Genomic DNA, 26130 nt, shown 5'->3' on the forward strand with positions numbered 1-26130 from the left:
GAGATTGCCACCACCGGCCTGTACCGGATCAGCACCACGTACCGATCGGTCACTGCCAAGGGTACGTCTGTGCCCTATTGGGTGGTGTACAAGAACGGCTCCCGCATTACTGGGGCCATTCCGTCGGGTTGCCCGTTTGAGATACCGCTCGTGGCGGGAGATGTCGTGCAGCCGGGATTCATCGCAGTCGACTACGACCTACGGTCCAACGGCTCAACAGGGTCGGAAACCATTGTGCCACGCAGCATCACAGCCCTATCCGGCATCGCCACATTCGATGGCCGCCGAATCGCATAACCCAGAGAGGCGCAAGAGATGGCTACAACATTCACCATGCCCGAACTCCCCGGTATCACTTTCACGGTAGAGCGCGGGGGGCTCGATCCGGACGGGAAACCCAACCCGTCCTGGATGCAAATTACCGGCACTCGCGACGCCGACAATGCCGAAGAGGCGCAGGTTGTCTCGCGCATAGGGTTCGCCGGGCCCTAGATGCCCTGGTCCCCCAACCCGACCGCCCCACCGGCGCCGTCGGGCGGTAAGTGGTCGACCAATCCAGTCGCGCCAGCAAGCGCACCGGGAGGCCGGTGGCACGCCGTCATCGGTATCGACGTATCGCTGGCGATCATGTGCGTCGGCGAGGTCGAACTATCGGCCATGCAGGCAATGGGCGTGGTGCTGTCCGTACACCTCGACCGCAACCTCGCACTGGCGGCGGTCTACCAGCTGGCCGCGCAGCGTTCCATCTTGGTCACCCGGAATCTGCACCTAAAGGCCACATTCCAACAGGATCTCGCCCTGGCCGTCACAATGGAACGGGCACTGTTCCTGGCCAAGGTCATCGGGTGCGACCTTGCGCAAGCAGTGAGCATGACCGGCACCATCGGCCTGGCCCGGGTAGCCCCGATCGACTTGACCTGCAACGTGACGGTGCCGCGCTCGATCAGCTTCGACAAGCTACTGCCCGTCAATCTGACGCGCACAGTCTCGATGTCCTCGGTGCTGGTGGTCGAGCGGGTCGCCAAGATTGACGCCGCACTGTCGGTGACCATGGCCCGCGCCTGCAGCCTCGGGTACCCGCCGGGCGGGTTGCCCGCTCTGGCCAACTATACGAACGCAGGGGCGTTCACCCACAACATCGTGCGCAACTGCGACTACATGGACGCTGTTGGGTGCGGCGCTGGTGGTGGCGGTGGTGGTGGAGACGGTGGGTTAGGCACCACCGGCCAGGGCGGGCGCAAGGGCTCATGGAACGCGCGCACCGTGGCCCGCAACATCGACATCCCCGGCGCCGCGCTGACCCTGACCGGCGTCGTCGGGGCGGCCGGCACTGCGGGCGCCAAGGAGAAGGACGGCGGCACCGGCGGTGACACCACATTCCTGATCAACGGGGTCACCACAACGTGTGCAGGCGGGGCGGGCGGTAAAGGCGCCTACGCGGGCAACGGACTGAACCAACCCGGCGAGGCCGCAGGAAACACCACCGTGAGCGGCCAAACCTACACCGGCGGCGCGCAAGCGGGCACCAACACCAACGGCAACGCGCCCGGTGGCGGCGGTGGGCCCGGCTCGGGCGGGGCCTTCGGAATCGCCAACCCGGGGCGTGTCGGCGGCGTCGGCCGCGCACACATCCGGTCCTACCAATAGAAGGGAAATTCATTATGGCTTGGGGTATTTCAACGTATCTGGCGAATAAGGTTCTCGATCACATCTGCCGCAACGTGGCCTATACACCACCGGCGACGGTGTACGCCAAGATGCACACCGGCGACCCCGGCGCGGCGGGAACGGCCAACGCGTCGTCGGTGGCCACCCGGTACGCGTGTGCATTCAACGCCGCGGCGGCCGGTTCGATCAGCCAATCCAATACCCCCGAGCACACCCTCGGCGGCACGGAAGCTATTGCTGGGGTGAGCTTCTGGGACCACCCCACCGCCGGAAACTTCCTGTGGTCCTCGCAAGCCACCGTCTCCAAGTCGGGAGCCAGCGGAGACATCATCCGCATCAACACCGACACCCTCTCGCTCGGGCCGCTGGCGGCATGATGCTCGCCCAACTCGCCCGCTATGGAGCGTTCTACCTCGCCGTGTTCGCGGGCGGATTCCGCCTCGGCTGGTGGGCATCCGACCAGCTCTCGTCCTACGCACAGGAAATCGACCCACAGATTGAAAGGCAGTACACCCGATGAGTTTCCGTACCGCATATGGCAATACGGTGTCCGAGAACGGTTGGCGCATGTGCAACCGGGATGAATGCGACATCGTGCGCATCCCCGAGCTGTACCTCGTAGACACCGCACCACTGCGCAAGGGTGCGCCGCTGACCATCCTCGGCGCCTGGCTGTATTGGTATGACCGCAACGTCGAGGAAATCACCTCGCCCGTGTGGGGTTGGTCGGCGACCAACGATGTCGGCGACTCGAATCACCTGGCGGGCACAGCCGTTGACGTGATGGCGCCCAAGTATCCATGGCAGCGGTACACGATGGACGCCGCAACTCAGGCCAAGGTCCGCAAGGGGCTCGCGTTGTTCGAGGGCTCGGTGTTCTGGGGCCGCGACTGGTCCCGGCCCGACGAGATGCACTACCAGCTGGCATGGACAGAGGGCGACAAGCGCAATGAGGCGTTCGCCGCCAAGCTACGCGCCGGATACCTCGGCATCTACGCGCCCGCACAGCCTCAGGTGCCCGTGCAGAAGCGATTCCCGCAGGATCTCACCGACCGCGAGCTACTGGAGTACATCGCCGCGCAGCTAGGACCCGGAGATCCGGCATGGGCATCCAAGGGGATGACCCTGCGCGACAAGGTGTGGTCCAAGTGATCCGCATCGAGGACCGCAACGAGGCGGTGCGTCAATGGCGCGACGTGATGAACGACCGGTTTGGCCCGCTGTACACACGCCTGCTCGGTGAGCTGCCCCGCGATACCGACAAGTTCGGGCCACGTGCCGCTGCATGGGCCAGCGAGTATCAACGGCGCACCGGCCAGATACCCACCGGCGAGGTCTCCGACGATGATCTGCGCGCGTTGGGAATTGCACCCCCGGCGCCGCCCGCCAACCGTCACCTTGGCCTGATGTTCCGAGGCACCGGAGGCATCATCGGCCAGGACTACGTAAGCCGCGTCATGCAGGCGGTGGCCAACCTCGTCGAGGAAGTGCACCCCGAGTTCGCCGCGACCATGGGCGGTCTGCCGGTCGGCGCCGCTGGCGGCCCCGGCGACATCTCCATGGCCAAGGCCGTCGAGATCGCGGTCGCCGACGCCAAACGCATCTTCCTGGATCGCCACAACGCGAATCCGAAGATCAAAGTCGTCATCGGCGGCTACTCGGCGGGCGCGGTCGCAGCTGCCGGATTCCGTGCATGGCTGCTGGAGTTCTTTCCCGACAACTACCTGTGCTCATTCAGCATCGGTGACCCCACCCGCCCGTACGGTGGCAGCTACTACGGTGGCCCGATCCTTGCCGGGCAGGGCATTTCGTCGTGGCGGTTCGGCGATACCGGTGACTACCGGCACTGCTGGCTCACCGAGCCCGGCGACATGTACGGCAACATTCCGCTCGGTGTCGTCGGCGACATCATGGACGACTGTTTCGACATGGTGACCGCCTTCCAGCTCTCCGACCCCCTCGGGGCCGCTGGCGCGATCTTGCCCAAGATCCCCGAAGTGGCAAGCAAGGCCTTGGGTATCGAACTGCCCGCCGTGTTCAGCGCGCTCACCGGGGGCCCGGCCGGCATTGCAGCACTGGGCGTTCCGCTGGTCATGGGTGGGCTGCAGGGCCTACTGGGCTGGGGAGATGTCAACAAGCTGACCGGACCCGCGGCCGCGGCGCAGGCCGCGATCATCGCGCTGCGATTCGTCACCGCCAATCCCCCTACGGCGCCGCATATTCAGTACGAATTCCGTGAAGTGTGGCCCGGTCAAACCTATCTCGGTCTGGCTATCCAGCACGTCCGCGACTGGTGCAGCCGCACACCCGCAGTAGCCGCGTAACCACAACTTCTCGAAAGGACGAAGCTATGCCCAATCCCATCCCGCAAAACGACACCACCCGCCTGATCGTCTACGCGGTCATGTTCCTAGCCGTGTTCGCCGGAACGGTCGCCCTGGTGGCCCTGGGCAAGATGGAGGCCGACGACGCGCTGCAATGGATCGTCTCCGGAGCGGGCCTGATCGGAACCGGCCTCGGTGGCCTCAAGCTCGCCCAAGACATGCGCGGTGGCGGGACAGGTGGGTCGGCCGAGTGATCGTGCCCCTTCTCACTGACTGGCCATCGCTACCGCCCTTGGCACGTGACGGATGGGAGCTGGCCACCTGGGTGGTCATCGGCCTGGTGGCGCTCGTGCTCGGGCTGTATCGGAAGGATCTGCGGGCCGTGCTCCACCAGGTCAAGAACAGCCACCAGACCAACCTGCGCGACGACGTAGACGGGGTTGGCGGCCAGCTCGACGACGTGCTTGATCGCCTCGAAGAATTCGGGCGTGATCTGCGTGGCATGCGAGGCGACATCGGCGGCCTACGTGGCGAACTACGCGACGAGCGCAAGGACCGCTTGGCTTTCGAGCATGAGATCACCGACCGGTTGCGCGACTTCAAGTAGCCCGGGAACGTCAACGACAGCGCGCCCTCACCCCCCACCCGGTGAGGGCGCGTTTTGGCGTTAACGGGACAGAAGGCTCAGCCCGACTGAGCTGCGACGTTTCCGGTTTCGCTCCGAAATATGAGGTAGCTCAGCGACCGCGGGTCGCCAGCTCGGGACACTCGCTCATGACCTCTTTGTCCACGACAGCCCTGGCGGCATCGTAGCTGCGGTAGAGGTGTTGATCCTCGACAAACGTCAGGGCCACATCGACCGGACCCATGCCGGGGTACTTGCGCAGCATGTCGCACACAATCCCGGCTGGTTGAGGACTGGAGTGCGCGATGGGTGCGCACCCGAGGGCGATCATCGCGGCCAACACGAGCGACCTCATTCGATGTGCCCGGGCTCGCCAGGGGGGATGGCGTCAGGGGCGACGGTGTAGACGCTCGTCGCAACGGCGAAGCGCTGACCAGGCATGTAGGTCTGACGTGTCCGCTGCCACGAACCGTCCGGGGCTATCGGATCGTCACAGATGGTCCGGAACTGAGTACCGAACAGCCCCACGCGGTCGGTCTGACAGCCCGGAGGTACGGGATCTGCATTGGCAGGCACCGCGCAGAACATCGTCGCCGCTGCAACCATGGCGACTACCCCCGGTATGTTCCCCATGCGCACAGATTACAAGATCGCGCGCAGGTCGAGCGATGATTGGACTGATTCACGCCTTGAGACGGCCAGGTTGCCAACGGGGCGGTCCGGCCTATCTCAACTTCGGCAGTTTCGGCAGGCAGCGGTCGGGATCGGGTACCGCGTGCAGCCCGTTGCGGGCTTGCGCTTTGCGAAACGCTGCCGCGGTCTTGTCGGCCATCTTTTCCACCAGGTCTTGTGTCACGTAGTACTTCGCAGCTTGCCGGCCGATGCGCATCCGTTCGGCGGTGAAGTCCACCTGGTTGGATATGCGCTCACGCGCCCGGTCCTCGGGGATCTCCAGACCGTGGGCAGCGAGTCGGGCTATGAACTGTGCGGCGCGTTCATTCATCCACGGAGAGCGGCGAGCAGGCATGTCGGTGACGATAGAACGGGCCGGGCTTGCCGAACGCCTGACGAGTTCGATCCGTTATCTGGCGCCAGCGGTGTTCACTTACCCCGCTATGTCATCGCGGGCGCGACCGATTGCGTCCGCGATGCCCTAAATGGGTCGAGTCGGTTGATGGCGGCCTGGCGGCGCTCGTCGGGCACTTTGGTGTAGATCGCGGTCGTGGCCAGGGACTTGTGCCGAAGCAGCGTTTGCACCACGCGTACGTCCTCCCCGTCGTCCAGGAGTGTCGTGCCGAACCAATGGCGAAGGCTGTGCGGGGTGCCCGGGATTCCGGCGCGGCGCATGGCCTGACCGATGATGTCGCTGACCCCTTTGGAGTGCACATGCTGGCCGGGGCGATTGCTGTTCGACGGGAACCACCAGCCGCGTTCCGACATCGTCAACGCCGCCTCGGCGAGCAGTGGATGCAGCGGAAGCATTTCTTTCGAGCCGCCCTTGCCGTGGACGTAAAACACCCGACGCGCCAGGTCAATGTCCTCGCCCCGGAACTTGGCGATTTCGTGCACCCGCAAACCGCCAAGGGACGCCATCAGGATCATGACCCGCGTCCGGTGGTGCATTCGGCTGCGGAGCAAGCGCGCTAGGCCATCGTCGGGCACAGGCCTCGGTACCCGGTCGGGATACTTGGGCGAGCCGAGTTTGGCCATCGGGTTATCGATGCGGTAGTCCATGAGCACAAGCCATTTGAACCAGGCCCGTAGATAGCTGTGATATGTCGCGGCGGTCGATTCAGACCAGTCGATGGCGTGTGAGGCGAGCCATCGCATGACCTCGATCGGTTGCGCGGTGGCCGGATTGCAGCCTGCCTCAAGCGCGAATAATGCTATGACACGCAGCCTTTCGCTGATTGTCACCGCCTTGAGCCGGCCTGCCGTCTGCCAAAGCTCCCATTCGGTCAACAGTGGATGACCCCCGAAATGATGCATGCTCCCCGTTTCTCGCAGTGTGATTTGCGAGGACACTAGGGACAGGCGAGGCTCGACAGAGGCGTTCGCGGTCACCATTTGGACACCTTCTAATCTCTCCGAGATAACTGTGGGTACCGGCCGTTTCATCACTTATTGCACTGGCTACCAGCGGATTTGGCGATTTCATGCCGAAATGTTGAAAGTGGCAATAACACACCGCGTGGGGGTGGGTAGTCAGTCAGCGTCCAGCCAGGAATGCCTCAAGCTGATCAGCCTTGCCGATGCCGTCAAAATGGCGCGGCTGGCGCGTGATGTCTTGGCCGCCTGCCCACAGCATCACGCCGTTCATGGCGTAGACCGCCGAGGCGTACGCAGGCGTTCCGGGTAATCGGTATATGCACTGACGAGTAGGCCCGACCGCGCCCGAGGTGCCACCGTTCGATATCCAGCCGTTGACGAGAGCCACACTGCCGTGGCGCTGCGCGTCAGTCACGCGGTGGCCCGAGCTTCTAGCGCTAGGTCTATGCAAACGGGCAGGCACCCGCAGTCGTATGGCCCGTCATGGTGGTATCCGATGCAGCGGTCATCCGGGCAACCGCAACGGTCGCCGTGCCAGCTGTCCCCGCCCATATGGTGGCGAATGTAGCCCGCGATTGTCAGGCCCGAATCCCTTATGTCGGCTCGCGCCGACTTGCTGAGCGCGCTCACGCCGCGATCCGGTCGGGATCAGAGGGCGCAGGGACAACCGTGAGGCGCCCGAATCTCCGTATCTTCTGCCCAAACCTACGGTCTTTTAATCCGCAGGTCCCAGGTTCGAGCCCTGGTGGGGGCACCACATCGCTGGTTGTGATCAGCGGGAGCAGGAGCCTTATCAGGCCCTCGCCCGCTGCCTACCGTTCGGGCAATGACGTCGACAGCCGAGGAAACCACCGAGACACCCGCGCGGCAATCCCGCCCGGTGACCTTCCGGCAGGCATTCTTCGTCGCCGTGACAGCGGGCCTCGGGTACGGCTTCGACTCGTATGCGGTGAACATCTACGGTCTGGTGCTGCCCGAGATCAAAAAGACGCTGCACATCACCGAGGCCCAGGCGGGCTACATCGGTTCGATCTTTCTGCTTGGGTACACCATCGGCACCATAGGCTTCGGTCTCGCTGCCGACCGGTGGGGTCGCAAGACCACACTCGGGGCCTCGATCCTGCTGTACGGCATCACGACCGCCCTGGCAGGTCTCACCACGAACGTCGCCGCATTCACCGGGCTACGGTTCCTGACGGGTGTCGGCGGGGCCGGCGAGCTTGCGGTGGGCGCCCCCTACACCGCCGAGGTGTGGCCGGCCAAGACCCGTGCCATAGGCGTTGGCGGCGTCATCTTTTCACTGTTCTCGCTGGGATACGTGCTCGCCGCCGGCGTTGCCCTGGTCCTAGTACCACGGTTCGGCTGGCAAGCCGCATTCGTCGTCGCGATCGTGCCCGCGGTCGTACTTTTCCTTGCCCGGCAAGGCATCAAGGAATCTCACCGCTACACCCAGACGAAAGCCAAGATCGAACGCGGCGCCACCAAACCCAAGCTGTGGCATGTCCCCGGTGTGCGTCGACGGCTCATTGTCGGCTGGCTGGTCTACACCGCCAACGCGGTCGGCTACTGGGGCATGACCCTCTTCCTGACCACATACATCGTCAAGAAATTCCACGCCACCTCGGTGGAAGCGATCCGCTATGCCCTGATCTTCTTTCTGCTGCAGGCCGTCTTCGTCTTCATTGGCACCGCACTCGCCGACTGGATAGGGCGGCGTCCCTCGGCCATCCTCGCCGCAGTCATCGAAATCACCTCTACGGCATTGGGTGCCACGTCAGAATCGCTGTCCCAGTACCTATTGTTCGGCGCCATCTCCATCGCGACACTTGGTTGGCTGTGGGGCGTCGGCGATACCTATGTCGCCGAACTGTTCCCCACTGTCTTGCGCGGCACCGGATTTGGTATCGCGGTCGGCGGTGGTCGCGTCGTATCCATCGCCGCGCCCACTCTGGTGGGCTGGGCCATAACGCATTACGGAATTCAGACGCCCTATCTTGCGCTGAGCGGGCTGTGGATCCTGACGATTATCGGATACCTGCTGGGCCCCGAAACCAAGGGCAAGGAGCTCGAAGACCTTGCCGACGAGGCCTTTACCGAAGATCTGGTGACCTAACGAACGCCGATGGGGGCACCGGCAGCATGTGCCGATGCCCCCGCGCGTGTGATTCTCTTAACCGGCGAGTTCCTCAGCGGCCTCGGAGATCAGATCGGCGATGGCAATGGGTTGCGACGCCAAGGAGGCGTGGCTGGCGTCCAGTTCGATGGTCTTGCGGGGGTTGATCCGCTGCGCCATCTTGCGCTCGTTATCCGGGTTGATCATCCGGTCCTGCGTGGATACCTGGTACCAGGAGGGCTTGACCTTCCATGCGGGTGCCGTGATGGCGTCACCGAATGTCGATGCCAGTGGCGCCTTTTGAGTGACGGCCATGATGAGTGCCGCATCCTCGGGCAGATCCTGCGCGAAGCTCTCACGGAACTTGTCCTGCTTGATCCACAGATAGCCATCGCTGTCGGGGGCCAGATTGGCCGCCGCAGCAGGCGGCAGCTGCTCGGTCAGCTGACCGGGGCTCTCCCCCGCGTCAGGAGCGAACGCCGCGACATAGACCAGGCCCACCACGTTCGGGAGATCGCCCGCCTCGGTGATCACCGCGCCGCCGTAGGAGTGCCCGACAAGGAGCACCGGGCCGTCGATCTGCTCCACCATCTGCCGTGTGCGGGCGGCGTCATCGGCTAGTGACGTCAATGGGTTCTCGACCGCATATAGCTCCCCGTAGCCGCGCTTGTGCAGCTCGACGATCACGTTCCCCCAATGTGCGGCGCCACCCCAGAATCCGTGGACCAGGACGATAGCCGGTTTGCTGGACATATCTGCCTCTCAGTAGATGTTGGACGACCTCGACCCCGTCGTGTCCGCTCTCGGCGGCGCTGTTGACTTACCGGGGCTCCACCAACATATTTGGACTATGGAGCAAGTGGTATGACCGATCATCCTGAATATTTTGCCGATCAGCCAAAATCACACAGCTGGTTCTCAGATTCTCCCGATATCGACGCCTTCTCGGGAGTCTTGTCCGCCATCGGGTTGCGCGGAGAAACCGTCATGCGTTGCTCCTCCGAACCGCCTTTCGACATCGCACTACCTCCGAACGAGCGCGTGCTGCACATCGCAGAAACTCCGGGCCTTCGCGTGCACATCGACGGAGATCTCGAATACACCCTCGGCGCAGGGGACATGGTGCTGCTGGCACGGGGTACGGCGCACCGCCTCGCCCAGGGCGAGTCAACCCGTGTCCGAAATCTTTCTGCGGCAGACGGGCACGTGAGCGCTCGTGATAGCCACACCGCAACCCGTTGGGTCAGTGGACGATTCACCGCGGAGAAGAAGGCCGCCGACCCCCTACTGTCGGTCCTGCCGCCAGCCATCGTCGTGCGGACCGACCAGCCAGGACATGAATGGCTATCACTGTCTCTTCAGCTCGTGCTAGCCGAAGTCGTCACGCCCAGCCCGGGCTCCTGGGTGATGCTCTCACGGATTCTGGACCTGCTGTTCATTCACGCACTGCGGGAGTGGTCGACCTCCGACCGCGCCGAACCAGGCTGGCTCACCGCGGCTCTGGATCCCCGGCTTGCCCCCGTCCTCACCGCGATACACAACAACCTGGCGCATCCCTGGTCCATCGCGGAGCTCGCCAAGCACGCGCAGCAGTCACGCTCGGCCTTCACCCAACGATTCACCGCGCTGCTGGGGCAACCGCCCGCCGGTTACATCACCGAGCGACGGCTAGACCGGGCAGCGCATCTGCTGCGCTTCAGCACCGACGCGGTGAGCCAGGTCGGCAAAGTCGTCGGTTACACCTCCGACGCCGCGTTCAGCCGGGCGTTCCAGCGCCGATTCGGCGAGCCTCCGCTGCGGTGGCGCATGCGGCACCGGTCCAGGTGACCACCGGTCAGCGACTTCGCTTGCGGCTCAATACAATTCCTGCGACCACGATCGCCCCTCCCAGGGGTTCATGCCATCCGATTCGCTCGTTCAAGACCAGTGCCCCCAGCAGCACCCCGATCACCGGGGCCAGGTAGGTGACCGAGGACGCGGCGGTGGCACCCCATCCGTTGACGATCTGGGTGTTCCAGACGTACGCCAGTCCGGTGCCCAGCACCCCGAGAGCCGCCATGCTCAGCAGCACGGCGGGGGTGATCGCCATCCGGTGATGGTCAGCGAGCGCCACCACGGCGGTCATCAGCACCGCTCCCAAACCCACCTGAATACCCGCGACCGCAAGCGCGGGGAGCCCCAGCGGCGTGACGTACTTGCGCATGTACACAAACCCGATCCCGTAGCTCATGGTTGCCCCCAAGCACGCGAACTGCGCCAGCACCGGCCCTCCGTGGCCGATCAACTGCCACGGGGCCAACACCACGCACACCCCCAGAAACCCGAGCCCCAATCCCAGCAGCTGCATCCGGCCCGGTCGCTCAGCGCGCAAGGCGACAAGGGTCACCAATGTGGTCATCAGTGGGGTCGCCGCGTTGTAGATGCTGGCCAGCCCCGAGTCGATGCTCTGCTCAGCCCAGGGATAGAGCACGAACGGAATGACGCACAAGGTCAGCGAGACAACGCCGATGTGCCCCCACACCTTGCGCTCGCGCGGCAGCGAAACACGCAGCAGCACAACCAGAGATGCCAGCGTCAGGGCACCGAAGTCCAAACGCGCGGCAGCCACCTGTAGCGCCGACAGTCCGTGCAGCCCGACCTTGATGAAAAGGAAACTCGCACCCCACACCAAAGCAAGAGCGGCGAACCTCAAGGGAAGCCAGCGGCTACGGGCAGGGGCGGCAGTCGCGGTGTCCACCCAGCAATTCCACAGGACACCCAACCGCCCGCGCTAGCGGTTTTCCGCCATCTAGACGCCGGTACTGGACCCTGGGCGCACGATCATCAGCACGGTCACCGCTGCCCACAACAGGTTGAAGATCCCGGTGAACATCGCCAACCGCGCGAATACCCGCGCATCGAGGGACTCACCATCGCCCAGCTGGACCAACACCCGTTGTTGGCGCGGCAGCATCACAAACACCAGCACCACCGCCGCTATGCCGGTGAGCATCAGCGATGCGATCAGCCAGGGGCTGCCCAGCACCCCCATCAGATCGGCCAGCGGCAGACCAAACATCGGAATCGCAATCCCTACCACGGCATATACCCGGCAGACCCGATGCAGGGTGCGCAGACTTCCCAGCTCGCCGCCACCATCGGGCGTGGCGGCGGCCCGCCGCGCGAATGCCGGAAACATGCTGGCTGCCACGGCGATTGGCCCCACCGCGAGAATCACCGCCAGCACATGGATGGAGAGCAATAGCTTGGTCACGCGCAGACGGTATCGGTACTACCGCAATGCCGAAAGCCTGCAGCTGGCCATATTTCGACGACTTTCGGCCGTATCACGCCACAATCTTGGGAGTATGTGCCGATGGGCCGACGGATACTGATGTACTTCACCGTGTTCGGAATCGCGATGTGGTTCTTCGGAAACCTCTACGAGGCGGTCGTGATCGGACCGAACATCGCCGGTGACACCAAGGAACAGCTACGGGCCTTTCAGCAGTTCACCGTGGTCACCAACCCGGTGTATTACTACATCCCGCTCACCCAGATCGCCGCCGTCACGCTGATCGTCTGGTTCGTGCGCACCCCATGGGGGGCCCCGGAGAAGCGCTCACTGTTTATCGCGAGCCTCGCCGAGATAGCGGCGGTCGCTCTCTCGATCTACATCATTGTCAAGCTCAACATGACGCTCTTCTTCGGATCGCTTGGCGAAACTCCCGACGAGCTCCACCGTCTCGCATTGCAATGGAACCTGCTCAACCTCATCCGGGTTGGGGTGACGGCACTAGCACTGGTGTTTGCCCTGGGGGCATTGACCAAAGTACGCGCGCGGACATCGACGCAGATCCCTTAACCTGTGACACTCGATCTCATTTAGCCATCTCAGCGAGGAGTGGGCATGCCCAAGACGATCGTCATCACCGGCGCCAACGCCGGAATCGGCCTGGCCAGTGCGCACCGATTGGCCGCGGATGGGCACACCATCGTCATGGCGTGCCGCAATCAAGCGAAAGCCAACGCCGCCCGCGATCAAATCCTGGAAGCGACGCCGGGCGCTCGAGTCGACGTCTTGTCGCTGGATTTGTCTTCGTTCGGGCACATCCGACGTTTCGCCAGTGAGCTGGCAGCGCAGCATCCCCAGGTCGATGTGTTGATCAACAATGCCGGCGCCTCGCCCATGCGCCAGTCGAAAACCGAGGATGGTTACGAGCTGCAGTGGGGAGCCAATTATCTAGGCCCCTTCTTGCTGACGCACCTGTTGCTTCCTCAGTTGCAGGCCGCACCGACCGGCGATGCCCGCATCATCCATCTGGCTTCGGTCGCCCACAGCGTGGGCAGGATCAACGAAAACACCTGGCGAGGAAGGCGTTTCTACTTCACTTTCTCTGCCTATGCGCAGTCCAAGATGGGCAATCTTCTGTTCAGCAATGCGCTGGCCCGCCGTCTCCCCGAAGGTGTCACGTCGAACGCACTGCATCCCGGTAATGTCAGATCCGACATTTGGCGCGAGATACCGCAGCCCGTACGGTCAGTGGTGATGCTGGCGCTGATCACACCGGAGCGGCCGAGTCAGCTGATCACCGACATGGCGGTGTCGGAAGAGCACCGCGGACGCAATGGGGAATACCTCGCCGCACAAACACCGAGCCCGGTACGGCGCTACACCAAAAATCAAGCGGCGCAGGACGACCTGTATGCCAAGAGTTGCGAGCTCGTCGGTGTCGAGCCGTTGCCGGTCCGCGGCTAGGAAAGGTTCAGGCGGCGCTCGGCTTCGATGGCGAGATGCAGCTCGGCGATGTCACGGGGGCGCGCGATATCGCGTCCCGTCAGTTGCTTGAGCCTGCGCAACCGATACCGCACGGTGTTGGGATGGCAGAACATCGCACCTGCAGTGGCCGGAATGGAACCGTCACAGGTAACCCACTGCTGAAAGGTGCTCACCAGCAATTGCCGATCCGCGGCACCAATGTCACCGAGGCCACCTAACACCAGATCACAGTATCGCTCCATGGTCGGCGGATCGGTAACCGCCGCTATCGCATAGGGATTCACGTCGAACGCCAAAACTGCCTCGTCCCCCGTGGCCGCCAACAAAGCGGCCTTCGCATAGTTCAGAGCCGAACCATGCGGAGGGTAGCCGTCATAAACCGGGCTAACCCCTATTCGCTGCACGACAAGACCGCGTAGCGCTTCGCCCAGCTCTCCGAGCCGCGAACGCATAACGAGCGCAACCACTCCCACCTGCATATCAGGCTCAACCCGCCATGCGGAGGCAAAGCCACGGTCGCCCAGGGTCTTCTCCGCAGCACGCAACGCGCGGTAGTCAAGCGGCCCCGAATCAATGGCAACCACGACGAAGCAGCCGGATTCCGGTAGCCCGAGTAGATGTGCCGCATCCCCTGCGGTCATGCCTGCTGGCAGACGGCCGTCGATAAGCCCACCTACCAGCGCAGAACGTTCCTGATCCCGGTGGATGAGCTGCTCGACGACGACCTCGCGGTACCCCTCGGCCATCGCGTCGGTATAGATGTCCTGGTTCTGCCACGCCTGTGAAGCTGCGGCCCGCAATTCCTGCCGTGACAAGCCGGCTGCGTCAATCGCCTGCAAGATTTGGTCCCATAGAAATTGTCCCCCGGCCCGGTAAGCCGACATCACGTCGGCCAACGGCACCCCTTGTTCCGCACGCAGCCTGCCGACCCGCCCCGCCACACTCGTATCGGGAGCTCCCGCTCCCATTACCTCCAAGACGAACACCATCTGGTCACGGCCGGCCGCGAACAGATCGTCATCGGTGACCAGCGCAGGATCCCGGTATGCGGCGACCCGTTCACGAATGATCCGACATTGTTCGGCGCACATCTCGTCAACTCGGACAAGCAGCTGACGTCCGACAACATTCAGATTTGCCTTCGCGGCGTCCGACAGTGACTCACCCACGGTGACCAGGCTACTGCTTCCCCCACGTCACGGATTGTTCAAATGGACAATCATTCTTGGCCTGTACACCATCGACGTGCGACTTATAGCTAGATACGTTGTTCACAGAGTCAGAATCACGTCGATAGAGCACGGTGAGGCGCCACCCGGATAGCCGCGCACGCGCGGCAAGGCAAGAACCCGAATCTGCCGTTGCTACGCCACACAAGACGCAGGAGGAACAATGAGCGATCAGCAGAAGACCATGGCAGTCGTCGGCGCCGGCGTCATCGGACTGTCGTGGGCACGGCTGGCCCGTGACCATGGGTGGCGCGTTGGCATAACCGATCCCCGCGAGGACCTCGATGCGGTGGTTGAAGCAACCTTCGGCGCAGATGACCCCGACGTGTTCGCCAGCCACACACTCGCCGAGGTCGTCGCCGAAGCAGACTTGGTCCAGGAAAACGGTCCCGAACGCCTAGCCGTCAAGCACGACCTTTTCGGCCAGTTCCTGGAGTCGGCCCCCGAGCACGCGGTGTTGGCCACCTCAAGTTCCTCGATCGGCGCGACGCTCATCGCCGACGGCCTCGAAGCAAGCGACCGCATCGTTGTCGGTCATCCTTTCAACCCGCCCGAGTTGATGCCTCTCGTTGAGGTGGTTCCCGGAGCGCATACGAGTGATTCCACGCTTCGGACCGCCCTCGAACTGTATCGAGCTCTGGGCCGCGCGCCGATCGTGATTCGTCGCGAGGTCCCCGGTTTCGTCGCCAACCGTCTCCAGGTAGCACTCACGCGCGAGGCCCTGTACCTCGTCGCGGAAGGTGTGGTCAGCGTCCCGGACCTCGACTTCGCCCTCCAGAACTCGCTTGGCTTACGCTGGGCCGCAACAGGATTGTTCGAAGGAAACGCACTGGGCGGCGGCCCAGAGGGTGCGCGGCATCTGTATAAGGGCCTTGGTGCCGAGGTAGGCAAGATCACGCCGGGAACTCCCCCATCGGACCCACAGATCGTCGAACAACTCCTCGATGCAATTGACACCGCGTACGGGACCGGCGACGAGAACTACCACCGGCTACTGACGCGACGCAACGAACGCACCCGTGCGATCTTGGCGGCACTACATCAACTAGATGCCTGAATGGCACGACAGCCCAAGGAGAACAGCATGTTTCGACACCTTCTTGCCCTGAATCAGCTCCAGAGGGCGATCCTGAAGTTCCCCGTCTCGGGTGGAGAACCCACGGAATTGGTGACCGAACTCAACGAACTGCCCGACGGCATAGTCGTCGACCCCGCACGGCAGAACATCTACTGGACCAACATGGGCGTGCCCACGCTCACCGACGCCAACCAACCCCTTACCGAGCACAACCTCGACTTCTACGGAAAGAACGGTTCCATCGAGCGAGCAGCCATCGATGGAACCGAGCGATCCTACCTGCTGCCAGCAGGAAGTTTTGTTACTGGTAAACAACTTTCGGCGGCATGGTCACTCGGACGGCTGTACTGGTGCGATCGCGAGGGCGCGGCTGTCCGCAGCGCGCGGCTGGACGGCAGTGACCTACGCGACGAGGTGACCGTCGCGGTGAACGAATCGGACCGCAACATTGTTCGCAATCATTGCGTCGGCGTGGCGGTCGACGAACAAAACGGACTTCTGTACTGGACGCAGAAGGGCCCTACCAAGGGCGGCGATGGACGGATCTTTAGAACTTCCTTGGAGATCCCCTACGGACAGACTCCACAGCACCGAGACATAGAGGTGCTATGGAGTCGCCTGCCCGAGCCGATCGACATCGAACTAGATCTTGACGCCGGATTGATCTACTGGACCGACCGCGGCGCAGCGCCCTTGGGTAATACGTTGAACAGAGCCAAGATTCCTGCACCCGGACAGGGAGGTGGAGAGGTCACGATTCTCGCTTCGGGATTCAGCGAAGCGATCGGCCTGGCAATCGACAAGGAAGCCGGCATCGCCTACGTGAGCGACATGGCGGGAGAAATCCGGGCCGTCAACCTCGACGGCAGCGGCGAGCGCTCGTTCGCGAAAGTCGAAGGCAACCTCACCGGAATCGTTGGAATCTAAACGAAACTCGCCAATCGTCAACATAGATCGGAACAAAACATGACGTACTCGCCCCCGACAACCATCGCCAATCGACCCGTCACCGTCTTGGGAGCGGGCACACTCGGCCGCCGCATCGCCCTCACCTTCGCAACGCGTGGCGGCGCGGTGCATCTCTACGACGTATCCGAGGACTCACTGAAGTGGGCCAAGGAATTCCTCGATCAAAGAATTCCGGAATTGGTCAAGGCCAGAGCCGATGTGGGCGCCACACCGGCGAGTGTCGAGTTCTTCACCGATCTGCCCAGCGCGGTGAAAGACGCTTGGTATGTCGTCGAATCCGTTCCCGAGGTGCAGGCACTCAAAATCGATATCCTCGGCCAGCTCGATGACATCGCCGCACCCGACGCGATCATCGGCACCAACTCGTCGTCCTTCATGAGCAGCGAGCTCATCGGCAAGGTCAAACACCCAGAAAGATTTCTGAACACCCACTACGGCCAGCCTCCCGAAGCGCCGCAGGCCGAGCTGATGACCGACGGGCAGACCGATGAACGGATCTTCGACATCCTTAGTGCAGAGCTGCCTACGCACGGCTTCGTCACCGCCGTCGCACGCACGGAAAGTGTTGGTTTCATCATCAATCGGGTGTGGGCTGCCATCAAGCGGGAAGCCTTGGCCGTCGTTGCCGAGGGCGTTTCGACACCGACAGAATTCGACCGGATCTGGGTCGCGGCACATATGAGCCCGGTGGGTGTGTTTCGCGCGATCGATCAGGTAGGCCTCGATGTCGCGCTGGACATCGAAGAGAACTACATCAAGCACTTCCCCCATATCCCCACCACATCGCGGGACCTTCTGCAGCGATATGTAGATGACGGCAAGCTGGGCGTGAAATCCGGCGAGGGGTTCTACAACGACTACCCGAAGCCGTCACACGGCTGAACACGGCCTCAGGCCAACGCGTGAATTCCGTTGTATAGCACCATCACACCGATCACGATCAAGATGGTTGCCATCAGGGCCGCGTTGTTCTTCTCCATCCAATCCTTGAGCCGGCTCATCGTGTCATCGAGCCGGTGGCCCGCCGCCGCGTAGGCCAGTATCGGGATAGCGACGGTCGAGGCGGCGACAACGACAAAGAAGGCTGCTGCCGTCCACCGATCAGCGAGATCCAGCCCACTGGCACCAATCGCCAATCCGGCTGGGACGCAAATGAACAGGACATCCGGCCGCACCAGCACCAGGGCCGTCCCGGTGATCGCCGCCCGGGCCGGGCCGATGGTGGAGAACGTTCGCATCCAGGCCGGTGAGTCGGTGTGATGATGCCGGGTCAGCCATCGATAGATACCGAACAGGATCAGCACCGATCCGAGGACCACCCGCACCCACGAGGCCCAGTTCGGCGCCGATCGGTGTAGCCCGCCGAATAAACCTGTGGCCGAGACACACAGCGCCGTGAGCGCGGCGAGGCCGAAGAGCCATCCGGCCAGGAAGGCAAGCCCACTCGGCCGTGGCCGTGGCGCTTGCAAGACCAACACTGCCGGGATGACGGTGATCGGCGAGAGCGCGACAACCAATCCGAGCGGAACGAGTCCGGTAAGGACAGAGCCCCAACTTCCTGCCATGAGCAGAAATCATGGCAGGTAGACCGCGCTGTCACCGGCGAAAGTCGAACAACGGCTATGACACCTTGGGGTTGTAGTGGTTGGGGCTGCCCCAGGTATCCAGCGGCGGCAGGTTGCGGTCCGGGGTCTGCGGCAGCGGCGCATCCGTCGGCGTACGCCCAACCGCGCGATCCCATCCGGCGCGGGCCCGGGGGTGACGGCGCTTGCGCTCGGGCACGAACTTGAAGAGCACATTGACGGCCTGCCCGAACTTTCGGTGCCACCATTCGTCGCGCGCAGACCAGGTGTAGCCGAAACGTTCCCGAACGGCCGGGTGGTACAGCCCAACGGTCAGCCAGACAAACATCGGCGCCACCAAACGCCGCTGGAACCGCCACAGCCCCTCGGGAATCCAGGGCGCAAACGGCGGCACCGCCAAAGTGGACAGGTCAAGCACATCGCGCGTGGCCTTGTTGTCCTCTAAGACGTTGGTGCACATGTGATCCCAGTACTCCTGGAAATCCTCCCAGGTCTTCGGCACCGGCCGCATACTCATGCCATACATCCGGTACCACGTGATGTGCTCATCGAAGAGCTGACGCTTCTCGGCCTCACCGATACCGCCGCTGAGCCAGTCCGCGACGACGATCGTGCCCATGAAGAAGGTCGCGTGCGCCCAGTAGAAGACGTCCGGATTGAGTGCGCTGTACCGGCGCCCCTGATCGTCGACTCCCTTGATGTTGACGTGATAGTCGCGCACCTCGGCACCCGTCATCGGTGCGCGATCCCCGTCGAACACGACGCCACCGATCGGATACAACGAGCGCAGGAGCCGCTGCCAACGTTCCCGGAAGAACAGGGAGTGCTGTTCGACGGCCGCGCCCAGTTGTGGATGCATGTTCTGCATGGACCCGGCATAGGGGCCTTGCAGCACCCCACGCCAATCGCCGAAGTACTTCCACGTCAACGATTCCGGGCCAAGCGGCACGGTGGTCGACGAGGCCGCGCCATGACTCACCGGGCAGCCCGACACGAACGCACTGGATTCCGCGGCAGACTGGGCGAGCTCGGACATATCGTTGACCATTCGGAACGCTCCATTGCAGTTCGACGTATAGTGACAATCAAGGTTGTCAACTTTGGTATCAGATTAGGAGGCCCGTGACGAACGGTCAAGCGCAGCGACGTAGCTGGGCGGGTATCTCGGCGGCCGAGCGCGCCGATGAGCGGCGGCGCGAGCTCATGGCAGCCGGCGTGCGGCTACTCGGCGTGAGCCCACGGCCTGCCGTCACCGTCCGTGCCGTATGTCGATCCGCCGGCATGACCGAGCGGTACTTCTACGAGAACTTCTCCGACCGCGACACCTTTGTCCGGGCGGTCTACGACCACGTGGGATTTCGTGCGATCGAAGCGCTCAGCGGCGCGCGGTCGGCACACGAAGGTGTCGACGCGTTCGTCCGGCTGATGGTGGACGAACCCACCATGGGGCGAGTTCTCTTGATAGCGCCGACATTTGAGCCAACGCTCTCGGAGTCCGGTTATGACTGGCTGCCGCGATTCGTGGCGTTGTTGCAGGGAAAGCTGAGCACCAATCTGGCCGACGAGGTGCAGCAACAACTGGTCGCGACCAGTTTGGTCGGTGCGCTGACAAGCCTTTTCAGGGGATACCTGAATGAGGAGCTGAAAGTGGAACGCCAGCGGTTCGTGGATTACTGCGTGCAGATACTGCTACAGGGCGCGAACTCGGCGCCGACGACAACGACTGGGTCGACTACGCCGCCGCAGACTTCGCCTTATCCTCGGCAGCCTTCTTAGCCGCCGCGACCTCTGCCTTGTAGCAGCGCAGGGTCACATGAACCATCTTTCCGCGGTCGTCCTGACCCTTCTTGACGGTGAATGCTTCCTGGTGCGAGACAAGACAGTTGTCCAGGCCTACCTGATCACCGGAGCGACCGGCCACAACGACCGTGTAGCCCTCACCCTTGAGGGTCGAGGAGGCGTCGCTGTAGAACTGCCCGGTGGTATCGGTCGGACCACCCGCGTGGGCTAGCCCAGCCATCGCCAACGAAAAACCCGCACCCGCAACCGTGACAATGGCCGCGTTGACTACCGACTTCACTGGTTACACCTCCACCTTGGGTTGTCAGCAAGCATACTGCGGGTGTACAGGCCTCGCAGCTCGAGCGAGAAATGCCTTCATCCGCACGCCAGAGGGCCCGCGGGCAGGTTGTTGTGCGCCACAGTTCGTCCACTTGTATGCAACCGCCGTTTACAGATATATTGACTGCAACTTCCAGATACAGATAACTCTGTCGAACCTGAGGGATGTCCATGCAGAAGGAATTCACCGACCTGGAGCTGCTCCATGAGCTTGAGCCCGTGGTCGAGGAGAATGTGCATCGCCACCTCGGCGTCACCAAGGACTGGAACCCGCATGACTATGTCCCCTGGTCAGAGGGCAAGAACTACAAGGCTCTAGGCGGCCAGGACTGGGATCCTGAGCAGTCCAAGCTCTCCGAGGTGGCCAAGGTCGCCATGATCACCAACCTGCTGACCGAGGACAACCTGCCCTCGTATCACCGCGAGATCGCCATGAACTTCACCATGGACGGACCGTGGGGCACCTGGGTGAACCGGTGGACCGCCGAGGAGAACCGCCATGGCATCGCCATCCGCGACTACCTGGTAGTGACCCGTTCGGTGGACCCGTTCGAACTCGAGAAGCTGCGCGTGGAGCAGATGACCCGCGGCTTCTCCCCCGGCCAGAACCGCCAGGGCGGCGAGGAGCTCTTCGCCGAGAGCCTGTTCGACTCGGTGGTGTACGTGACCTTCCAGGAGCTGGCCACCCGCGTCTCGCACCGCAACACCGGCAAGGCCTGCGCCGAGCCCATCGCCGATGAGCTGCTCAAGCGCATCTCCACCGACGAGAACCTGCACATGATCTTCTACCGCAACATGGTCGAGGCCGGTCTCAAGATCGCCCCGAACCAGGCCATGAAGTCCATCTTCCGGGTGCTCGACAACTTCAAGATGCCCGGCTACACGATCCCCGGCTTCCGCCGTAACGCGGTCACCATCGCCACCGGCGGTGTCTACGACCCGCAGTCTCACCTCGATGAGGTGGTGCTGCCGGTGCTGCGCAAGTGGCGCATCTTCGACCGTGACGACATCAACGGCGAGGGCGACGAGTACCGCGAGGGTGTCGAACGCATCATCGGTGACCTCAGGAAGACCTCCGAGGACTTCGAGGAAGTCAAGGCCAAGTACCTGGAGCGCCAGGCCAAACGTGCCGAACGCAACGCCGCCAAGGCAGCCAGGGAAGCGGTCAGCGTCTAATCGACTGACACGTGACCGCATCTGTCGACCTCCCGAAGGCCCGATCCCGCGAACTGCGGATCGGGTCTTTGGCATTGCCTAGCCCAGTCGTACTGGCGCCGATGGCGGGTGTCACCAACGTGGCGTTCCGGACGTTGTGCCGGGAGCTTGAGCTGGCCACCACCGGCACCGTGAGCGGACTGTATGTCTGCGAGATGGTGACCGCGCGGGCGCTCGCCGAACGCCACCCTGTCACCCTGCACATGACGACCTTCTCCCCCGAAGAGTCGCCACGCTCGCTGCAGCTCTATTCGGTGGATCCGGAAACGACCTACCGCGCCGCCAAGATGGTCGTCGATGAGAATCTTGCCGACCACATCGATATGAACTTCGGCTGCCCGGTACCCAAGGTCACCCGAAATGGCGGAGGCGCCGCGCTTCCCTATAAACGGCGACTGTTCGGCCAGATCGTCTCCGCCGCCGTACGGGCCACCGAGGGCACCGACATACCGGTGACGGTCAAGTTCCGTGTCGGCATCGACGACGACCACCACACCCATCTGGATGCCGGAGCCATCGCCGAGGCAGAGGGCGCCGCGGCCGTCGCACTACACGCGCGCACCGCCTCGCAGCGTTACTCCGGGGCCGCCGACTGGAACCAGATCGCCGCACTCAAGAATCACGTCACAACCATCCCCGTCCTCGGGAACGGCGATATTTTCGATGCCGCCGATGCGGTCGTGATGATGGAGCAGACGGGCTGCGACGGTGTTGTCATCGGTCGCGGTTGCCTCGGCCGCCCCTGGCTCTTCGCCGAGTTGAGTGCAGTATTCAACGGTCAGACGATTCCCGAGCCCCCGAATCTCGGTCAGGTCACGGACATCATGCGGCGTCATGCGGTGTTGCTCGTCGACCATTTTGGGGAGGACAAGGCGTTGCGCGATATGCGCAAGCACATCGCGTGGTATCTGCACGGCTTCCCGGCCGGTGGAGACCTCCGCCGGGCGCTCGCGCTCGTCAGTACCCTCGCCGAGCTGGACACCCTTCTCCATCAGCTGGACGCCACGGCTCCTTTCCCCGAAGGCGGAAACGGCCCCCGCGGGCGCCAGGGGTCACCGGGCAAGGTGTCGCTACCCGATGGCTGGCTCAATGACCCCGACGATTGCACTGTTCCCTCGGCCGCCGATGTCATGCACTCTGGCGGGTGACGTGGGGTCACATCTCGGTCACTGGGCATGGTGATCTGCGGCAATGCTCAGTAGCATGTGACGACGACCGTGCCCCGGGCACGGCGCTATGTGCTGCCGGTGTGCCGTGTACTTGCAACTGTCCAGACGTTTTAAGCGAGGTTGAACATGGGTGATGGCCCCAACGCCACTCCTGCCCAACCACGCGCATATGGCGCGGCCCCATGGGAACGCGCCATCGAGCCCGTTGGCAGTCATCCTGACATCGACGTGGCGCCGGAACGATCCAACACACCGTGGACACCACCGCCGGCCCTGAATCACTCGCTGCCTGACCCCACCGACGACGAGTGGACCCGGCGCTTGGAGATCGAGCAGTCAGTGCGCGAGACGCTGCGCGCCGAGCCGTCGTCACGTTCCCCCCGGCCCGCACCCGGACAGGCCGCACGGCCTCCCCGACCGGCTCCCAGCGGAGCCAAGCCAACTCCCGCGCCGGAGGAGACCGCGGCGTCGGCGCACGAGACTGGCTCGCACTCCCTGTCCGTGGCCGACCTCCTTGCCCGCGAGGGCGCTGGCGGTGGGCGCCGATCGCGGCGGCACGCTCGCTTAGAGGACGAGGACCGCGCCGAGGAGCCCGCTCCCGGCCCGATCGCCGACGAGAGCCACACCGATGTCCTGCCGCAGGTGCCGCAGGACATGCCCCATCTCGATCACCACCCCGATGAACCGGTCGATGAGCGCCCCGACTTTGTGGACTACCCCGACGACGCCCCCCTCTACGACAAGGCCGCCGCGCGCCGCGTCCGGGCATCGAATCTGGACGACAACATCGACACCCGCGCCATTCCGATCCGGGTGGGCAATCCGGAAGCCTCTGTTCGGGAACCTGAACCCAAGCGCTCGCGGCGGCCCATCTACCTCGGACGCTCCATCGCCGCCGTCGTCGCGGTGTGCTCCCTGGCGCTGACCGGCGGTGCGTGGCAGTGGAGCAATGTCAAGAACAACCGACTCAACCGCGTCGAGGCGCTGGACCCCAACTCTCACGATATTCGTGATCCCAACGCTCAATACGGCGACGAGAACTTCCTGATCATCGGCGTGGATACCCGGGCAGGGGCCAACAGCAGCATGGGAGCCGGAGACACCTCCGACGCCGAAGGCACCCGCTCGGACACCATCATGTTGGTCAACATCCCGGCGAACCGTAAGCGTGTCGCGGTGGTGTCCTTCCCGCGCGACCTGGCGATCCAGCCGACACTGTGCGAGGTCTGGAACGAAGACACCCGGTCCTACGGACCCGATAAGGCGTACACCGAAACCAAACTCAATTCGGCATTCGCATTCGGCGGACCCAAATGCCTGGTGAAGGTCATCCAGAAGATGTCGGGGTTGAACATCAACCGCTTCCTCGGGGTGGACTTCGCGGGCTTCTCCAAGATGGTCGACGCGCTCGGCGGCGTCGAGGTGTGCACGCCCACGCCGATCGAAGACTACGAGCTGGGCACCGTGCTGGAAAACGCTGGGCGCCAAACGATTGACGGGCACACCGCCCTGCAGTACGTGCGCGCGCGCCAGGTCACCACCGAATACAACGGCGACTACGGACGCATCAAACGCCAGCAGTTGTTCCTGTCGTCCCTGCTTCGTTCGATGATCTCGCACAACACGTTCTTCTCGTTGAGCAAGCTCAACAACGTGGTGAACACCTTCATCGACGACTCCTACGTCGACAACATCAGGACCAAAGACCTTGTGGACCTGGGTCAGTCGCTCCAGGACGTGAAGGCCGGCCGAATCACCTTCCTGACGGTGCCGACCGACGGCACCGATTCCGAAGGCAATGAGACGCCCCGCACCACGGATATCCGAAAGATCTTCGACGCCATCATCAATGACGATCCGCTGCCCGGCGAGCTGCAGCCCGACGGCACCCGCGTTCCGATGCCCGGCACCACCACCCAGGACACCACGCTGGCGTCCAGCGAGCACGGAGCAGCAAGCGAGCTCGGCGAAACATCCACCGCCACACCAACTCCGGCCGCCACACCAAGTGAGCCCGTCGATCTGGTAACCACCGAGCCCAGCGAGATCAATGTGCACGTGTCCAACAGCACGGGCCAAACGGGCCTGGCAGCGTCGGCTGCGAGCCAATTGACCCACTATGGATTCGGCATCACCACTACCGACGACTATCCGTCCGCCCTGCCCTCCACCACAGTCTTTTTCTCGCCGGGGCACGAGCAGCAGGCCGCGACCGTTGCCGCCTCCTTCGGCGGTGCCAAGCTCCAGCGAATCAACGGCGCGCAAACCACCGTGCGCGTGGTCCTGGGCAGTGACTACGCCTCCACCGCGAACTTGCAGGCTCCGCCCGCCGCCGGCTCGACCGTGCCGTTACAGCTGTCCTCGGGCGCGATGGCGCCCGCCGAGCTCCCCATGGACCTGACGGTCGTCAACGCCGGCGACGCTACCTGCGGATAGTCCGTCTATTTAGACGCTGATCTCAGTTTCTTTCACGGAACCTGTGGCGGCATTCACTCGCCGTTCACGCCAGGGCCATGACTCAACGACGGCGGGTCCGTAGGCTTGATCCATGCGTACCGCGTTTCAGGAGCAGCTGTCCTCACTATCGGCACAGCTGGGGGAGATGTGTGGGTTGGCCGGAGCCGCCATGGAGCGGGCCACTCGTGCACTGCTGCAGGCCGATCTCGTGCTCGCCGAGCAGGTCATCTCCGACCACGAGCAGATCACCGCGATGAGCGCCGCCGCCGAGGAGAATGCCTTCGCCATCTTGGCCCTGCAGGCTCCCGTGGCCGGAGACCTCCGCGAGGTTGTCAGCAGCATCCAGATCGTCGCCGACGTGGACCGGATGGGCGCTCTGGCGCTGCACGTCGCCAAGATCGCCCGGCGCCGCCATCCGCAGCACGCACTGCCCGAAGAGGTCAACGGATACTTTGCCGAAATGGGCCGCGTCGCGGTCGATTTGGGCAACAGTGCGCAAGAGGTGCTGCTGACTCGCGACCCGGAGAAGGCCGCTCGCATCAACGAGGAAGACGATGCGATGGATGACCTGCACCGGCACTTGTTCACCGTGCTCATGGACCGCGAGTGGAAGCACGGAGTGGCCGCCGCCGTCGACGTGACGCTGCTGGGCCGCTTCTACGAGCGCTTCGCCGACCACGCGGTCGAGGTCGCCCGCCGGGTCATCTTCCAGGTGACCGGCACCCTGCCGCCCGAGGGACAGGGTCACGACCACCTGACGTCGCTCTGAGC

Annotated in this window: 31 protein-coding genes and 2 pseudogenes; 21 read left to right on the forward strand and 12 right to left on the reverse strand. The window is 63.5% G+C overall.

Annotated elements, in window-relative coordinates; all coding sequences use genetic code 11:
- The 9 genes and pseudogenes from AOT83_RS19575 to AOT83_RS19605 all read left to right on the forward strand — a co-directional run.
- Positions 1-297: pseudogene (locus AOT83_RS19575) on the forward strand (hypothetical protein); the annotation flags it as partial.
- 18 nt (positions 298-315) lie between these two features.
- A complete protein-coding gene (locus AOT83_RS27910; protein ID WP_165592891.1) occupies positions 316-492 on the forward strand; it encodes a hypothetical protein in 177 nt (58 codons plus the stop codon).
- Complete coding sequence (locus tag AOT83_RS19580; RefSeq protein ID WP_057966489.1) at positions 493-1647, forward strand: hypothetical protein; 1155 nt, start codon at positions 493-495, stop codon at positions 1645-1647. It abuts the gene before it with no gap.
- Between the two features lie 14 nt (positions 1648-1661).
- A complete protein-coding gene (locus AOT83_RS19585) occupies positions 1662-2045 on the forward strand; it encodes a hypothetical protein (RefSeq protein ID WP_057966488.1) in 384 nt (127 codons plus the stop codon).
- Positions 2042-2188, forward strand: a complete 147-nt coding sequence (locus AOT83_RS27915; RefSeq protein WP_157858366.1) for a hypothetical protein — start codon at positions 2042-2044, stop codon at positions 2186-2188. The genes AOT83_RS19585 and AOT83_RS27915 overlap by 4 nt, the downstream gene beginning before the upstream one ends.
- Complete coding sequence (locus AOT83_RS19590) at positions 2185-2820, forward strand: M15 family metallopeptidase (protein WP_057966487.1); 636 nt, start codon at positions 2185-2187, stop codon at positions 2818-2820. Before AOT83_RS27915 ends, AOT83_RS19590 begins: the two co-directional genes overlap by 4 nt.
- A complete protein-coding gene (locus AOT83_RS19595; protein WP_057966486.1) occupies positions 2817-3992 on the forward strand; it encodes a hypothetical protein in 1176 nt (391 codons plus the stop codon). Before AOT83_RS19590 ends, AOT83_RS19595 begins: the two co-directional genes overlap by 4 nt.
- Before the next feature lie 26 nt (positions 3993-4018).
- On the forward strand, positions 4019-4246 hold the full coding sequence (locus AOT83_RS19600) for a hypothetical protein (RefSeq protein WP_054430147.1): 228 nt from the start codon (positions 4019-4021) through the stop codon (positions 4244-4246).
- Positions 4243-4599 (forward strand): DUF2746 domain-containing protein, encoded by a 357-nt coding sequence (locus tag AOT83_RS19605; protein WP_054430149.1) that lies wholly within the window; start codon positions 4243-4245, stop codon positions 4597-4599. The genes AOT83_RS19600 and AOT83_RS19605 overlap by 4 nt, the downstream gene beginning before the upstream one ends.
- Positions 4600-4729: 130 nt before the next feature.
- On the opposite strand, the gene AOT83_RS19610 is transcribed toward AOT83_RS19605, so the two are convergent.
- The 5 genes from AOT83_RS19610 to AOT83_RS19630 form a co-directional block, all read right to left on the reverse strand.
- Entirely contained in the window at positions 4730-4972 is a 243-nt protein-coding gene (locus tag AOT83_RS19610) for a hypothetical protein (protein WP_057966485.1), read from the reverse strand.
- Positions 4969-5250 carry a hypothetical protein gene (locus AOT83_RS19615; RefSeq protein WP_054430153.1) on the reverse strand — a complete coding sequence of 94 codons (282 nt, stop codon included), beginning with the start codon at positions 5248-5250 and terminating at the stop codon, positions 4969-4971. Before AOT83_RS19615 ends, AOT83_RS19610 begins: the two co-directional genes overlap by 4 nt.
- Before the next feature lie 91 nt (positions 5251-5341).
- Positions 5342-5620, reverse strand: a complete 279-nt coding sequence (locus AOT83_RS19620) for a hypothetical protein (protein WP_054430156.1) — start codon at positions 5618-5620, stop codon at positions 5342-5344.
- A gap of 110 nt (positions 5621-5730) precedes the next feature.
- A complete protein-coding gene (locus tag AOT83_RS19625; RefSeq protein WP_054430157.1) occupies positions 5731-6606 on the reverse strand; it encodes a tyrosine-type recombinase/integrase in 876 nt (291 codons plus the stop codon).
- 220 nt (positions 6607-6826) lie between these two features.
- A complete protein-coding gene (locus AOT83_RS19630) occupies positions 6827-7081 on the reverse strand; it encodes a hypothetical protein (protein ID WP_054430158.1) in 255 nt (84 codons plus the stop codon).
- Positions 7082-7492: 411 nt separating this feature from the next.
- Here AOT83_RS19630 and AOT83_RS19635 point away from each other — a divergent pair, with 411 nt between their 5' ends.
- Complete coding sequence (locus AOT83_RS19635) at positions 7493-8779, forward strand: MFS transporter (RefSeq protein WP_057966484.1); 1287 nt, start codon at positions 7493-7495, stop codon at positions 8777-8779.
- Between the two features lie 57 nt (positions 8780-8836).
- On the opposite strand, the gene AOT83_RS19640 is transcribed toward AOT83_RS19635, so the two are convergent.
- Positions 8837-9532, reverse strand: coding sequence for an alpha/beta hydrolase (locus tag AOT83_RS19640; RefSeq protein ID WP_030094275.1), 696 nt, complete (start codon positions 9530-9532; stop codon positions 8837-8839).
- A 111-nt stretch (positions 9533-9643) separates the two neighbouring features.
- Here AOT83_RS19640 and AOT83_RS19645 point away from each other — a divergent pair, with 111 nt between their 5' ends.
- Entirely contained in the window at positions 9644-10606 is a 963-nt protein-coding gene (locus AOT83_RS19645) for an AraC family transcriptional regulator (protein ID WP_057966483.1), read from the forward strand.
- Between the two features lie 7 nt (positions 10607-10613).
- Here the strand turns inward: AOT83_RS19645 and AOT83_RS19650 are convergent, their stop codons facing one another.
- Together AOT83_RS19650 and AOT83_RS19655 are read right to left on the reverse strand one after the other, a co-directional pair.
- Positions 10614-11516, reverse strand: coding sequence for an EamA family transporter (locus tag AOT83_RS19650; RefSeq protein WP_057966482.1), 903 nt, complete (start codon positions 11514-11516; stop codon positions 10614-10616).
- A gap of 51 nt (positions 11517-11567) precedes the next feature.
- Positions 11568-12032 carry a membrane protein gene (locus AOT83_RS19655; protein ID WP_030094272.1) on the reverse strand — a complete coding sequence of 155 codons (465 nt, stop codon included), beginning with the start codon at positions 12030-12032 and terminating at the stop codon, positions 11568-11570.
- 102 nt (positions 12033-12134) lie between these two features.
- Between AOT83_RS19655 and AOT83_RS19660 the strand changes: the two genes are divergently transcribed.
- Positions 12135-12623 carry a DUF1772 domain-containing protein gene (locus AOT83_RS19660; RefSeq protein ID WP_057966481.1) on the forward strand — a complete coding sequence of 163 codons (489 nt, stop codon included), beginning with the start codon at positions 12135-12137 and terminating at the stop codon, positions 12621-12623.
- A 45-nt stretch (positions 12624-12668) separates the two neighbouring features.
- Positions 12669-13517 (forward strand): SDR family NAD(P)-dependent oxidoreductase, encoded by an 849-nt coding sequence (locus AOT83_RS19665; RefSeq protein ID WP_030094270.1) that lies wholly within the window; start codon positions 12669-12671, stop codon positions 13515-13517.
- Here the strand turns inward: AOT83_RS19665 and AOT83_RS19670 are convergent.
- The gene (locus AOT83_RS19670; RefSeq protein ID WP_057966490.1) at positions 13514-14629 is read right to left on the reverse strand and encodes a helix-turn-helix domain-containing protein; all 1116 of its coding nucleotides are present in this window, start codon (positions 14627-14629) and stop codon (positions 13514-13516) included. The two genes, AOT83_RS19665 and AOT83_RS19670, sit on opposite strands and share 4 nt — an antisense overlap.
- A gap of 301 nt (positions 14630-14930) precedes the next feature.
- On the opposite strand from AOT83_RS19670, the gene AOT83_RS19675 reads away from it, so the two are divergent.
- The 3 genes from AOT83_RS19675 to AOT83_RS19685 are packed head-to-tail and all read left to right on the forward strand — an operon-like array spanning position 14931 to position 17696.
- Positions 14931-15824 carry a 3-hydroxyacyl-CoA dehydrogenase NAD-binding domain-containing protein gene (locus AOT83_RS19675; RefSeq protein WP_030094268.1) on the forward strand — a complete coding sequence of 298 codons (894 nt, stop codon included), beginning with the start codon at positions 14931-14933 and terminating at the stop codon, positions 15822-15824.
- A 27-nt stretch (positions 15825-15851) separates the two neighbouring features.
- Positions 15852-16772 (forward strand): hypothetical protein, encoded by a 921-nt coding sequence (locus AOT83_RS19680; protein WP_030094267.1) that lies wholly within the window; start codon positions 15852-15854, stop codon positions 16770-16772.
- Positions 16773-16811: 39 nt separating this feature from the next.
- Positions 16812-17696 (forward strand): 3-hydroxyacyl-CoA dehydrogenase family protein, encoded by an 885-nt coding sequence (locus tag AOT83_RS19685; protein WP_057966480.1) that lies wholly within the window; start codon positions 16812-16814, stop codon positions 17694-17696.
- Positions 17697-17704: 8 nt separating this feature from the next.
- Here AOT83_RS19685 and AOT83_RS19690 read toward each other — a convergent pair whose 3' ends face one another.
- Both AOT83_RS19690 and AOT83_RS19695 read right to left on the reverse strand, forming a co-directional pair.
- Positions 17705-18379 carry a GAP family protein gene (locus AOT83_RS19690; RefSeq protein ID WP_030094265.1) on the reverse strand — a complete coding sequence of 225 codons (675 nt, stop codon included), beginning with the start codon at positions 18377-18379 and terminating at the stop codon, positions 17705-17707.
- Between the two features lie 55 nt (positions 18380-18434).
- Positions 18435-19343: pseudogene (locus tag AOT83_RS19695) on the reverse strand (oxygenase MpaB family protein); the annotation flags it as partial.
- A gap of 176 nt (positions 19344-19519) precedes the next feature.
- Between AOT83_RS19695 and AOT83_RS19700 the strand changes: the two are divergent.
- Complete coding sequence (locus AOT83_RS19700) at positions 19520-20173, forward strand: TetR/AcrR family transcriptional regulator (protein WP_030094263.1); 654 nt, start codon at positions 19520-19522, stop codon at positions 20171-20173.
- Here the strand turns inward: AOT83_RS19700 and AOT83_RS19705 are convergent.
- Positions 20130-20477 (reverse strand): hypothetical protein, encoded by a 348-nt coding sequence (locus AOT83_RS19705; protein WP_030094262.1) that lies wholly within the window; start codon positions 20475-20477, stop codon positions 20130-20132. The two genes, AOT83_RS19700 and AOT83_RS19705, sit on opposite strands and share 44 nt — an antisense overlap.
- A 212-nt stretch (positions 20478-20689) precedes the next feature.
- On the opposite strand from AOT83_RS19705, the gene AOT83_RS19710 reads away from it, so the two are divergent.
- The 4 genes from AOT83_RS19710 (at position 20690) to phoU (ending at position 26128) form a co-directional block, all read left to right on the forward strand.
- Positions 20690-21694 (forward strand): acyl-ACP desaturase, encoded by a 1005-nt coding sequence (locus tag AOT83_RS19710; protein ID WP_030094261.1) that lies wholly within the window; start codon positions 20690-20692, stop codon positions 21692-21694.
- Between the two features lie 11 nt (positions 21695-21705).
- Positions 21706-22881 carry a tRNA dihydrouridine synthase DusB gene (gene dusB / locus AOT83_RS19715; RefSeq protein ID WP_057965195.1) on the forward strand — a complete coding sequence of 392 codons (1176 nt, stop codon included), beginning with the start codon at positions 21706-21708 and terminating at the stop codon, positions 22879-22881.
- 147 nt (positions 22882-23028) lie between these two features.
- The gene (locus tag AOT83_RS19720) at positions 23029-25338 is read left to right on the forward strand and encodes an LCP family protein (RefSeq protein ID WP_030094259.1); all 2310 of its coding nucleotides are present in this window, start codon (positions 23029-23031) and stop codon (positions 25336-25338) included.
- 112 nt (positions 25339-25450) lie between these two features.
- Positions 25451-26128: a phosphate signaling complex protein PhoU gene (phoU, locus tag AOT83_RS19725; protein WP_030094258.1), complete on the forward strand. Its 678-nt coding sequence runs from the start codon at positions 25451-25453 to the stop codon at positions 26126-26128.
- Positions 26129-26130: the final 2 nt, after the last annotated feature.

This window comes from Mycobacteroides sp. H001, from assembly GCF_001440005.1.
Lineage (GTDB): Bacteria > Actinomycetota > Actinomycetes > Mycobacteriales > Mycobacteriaceae > Mycobacterium > Mycobacterium gwanakae.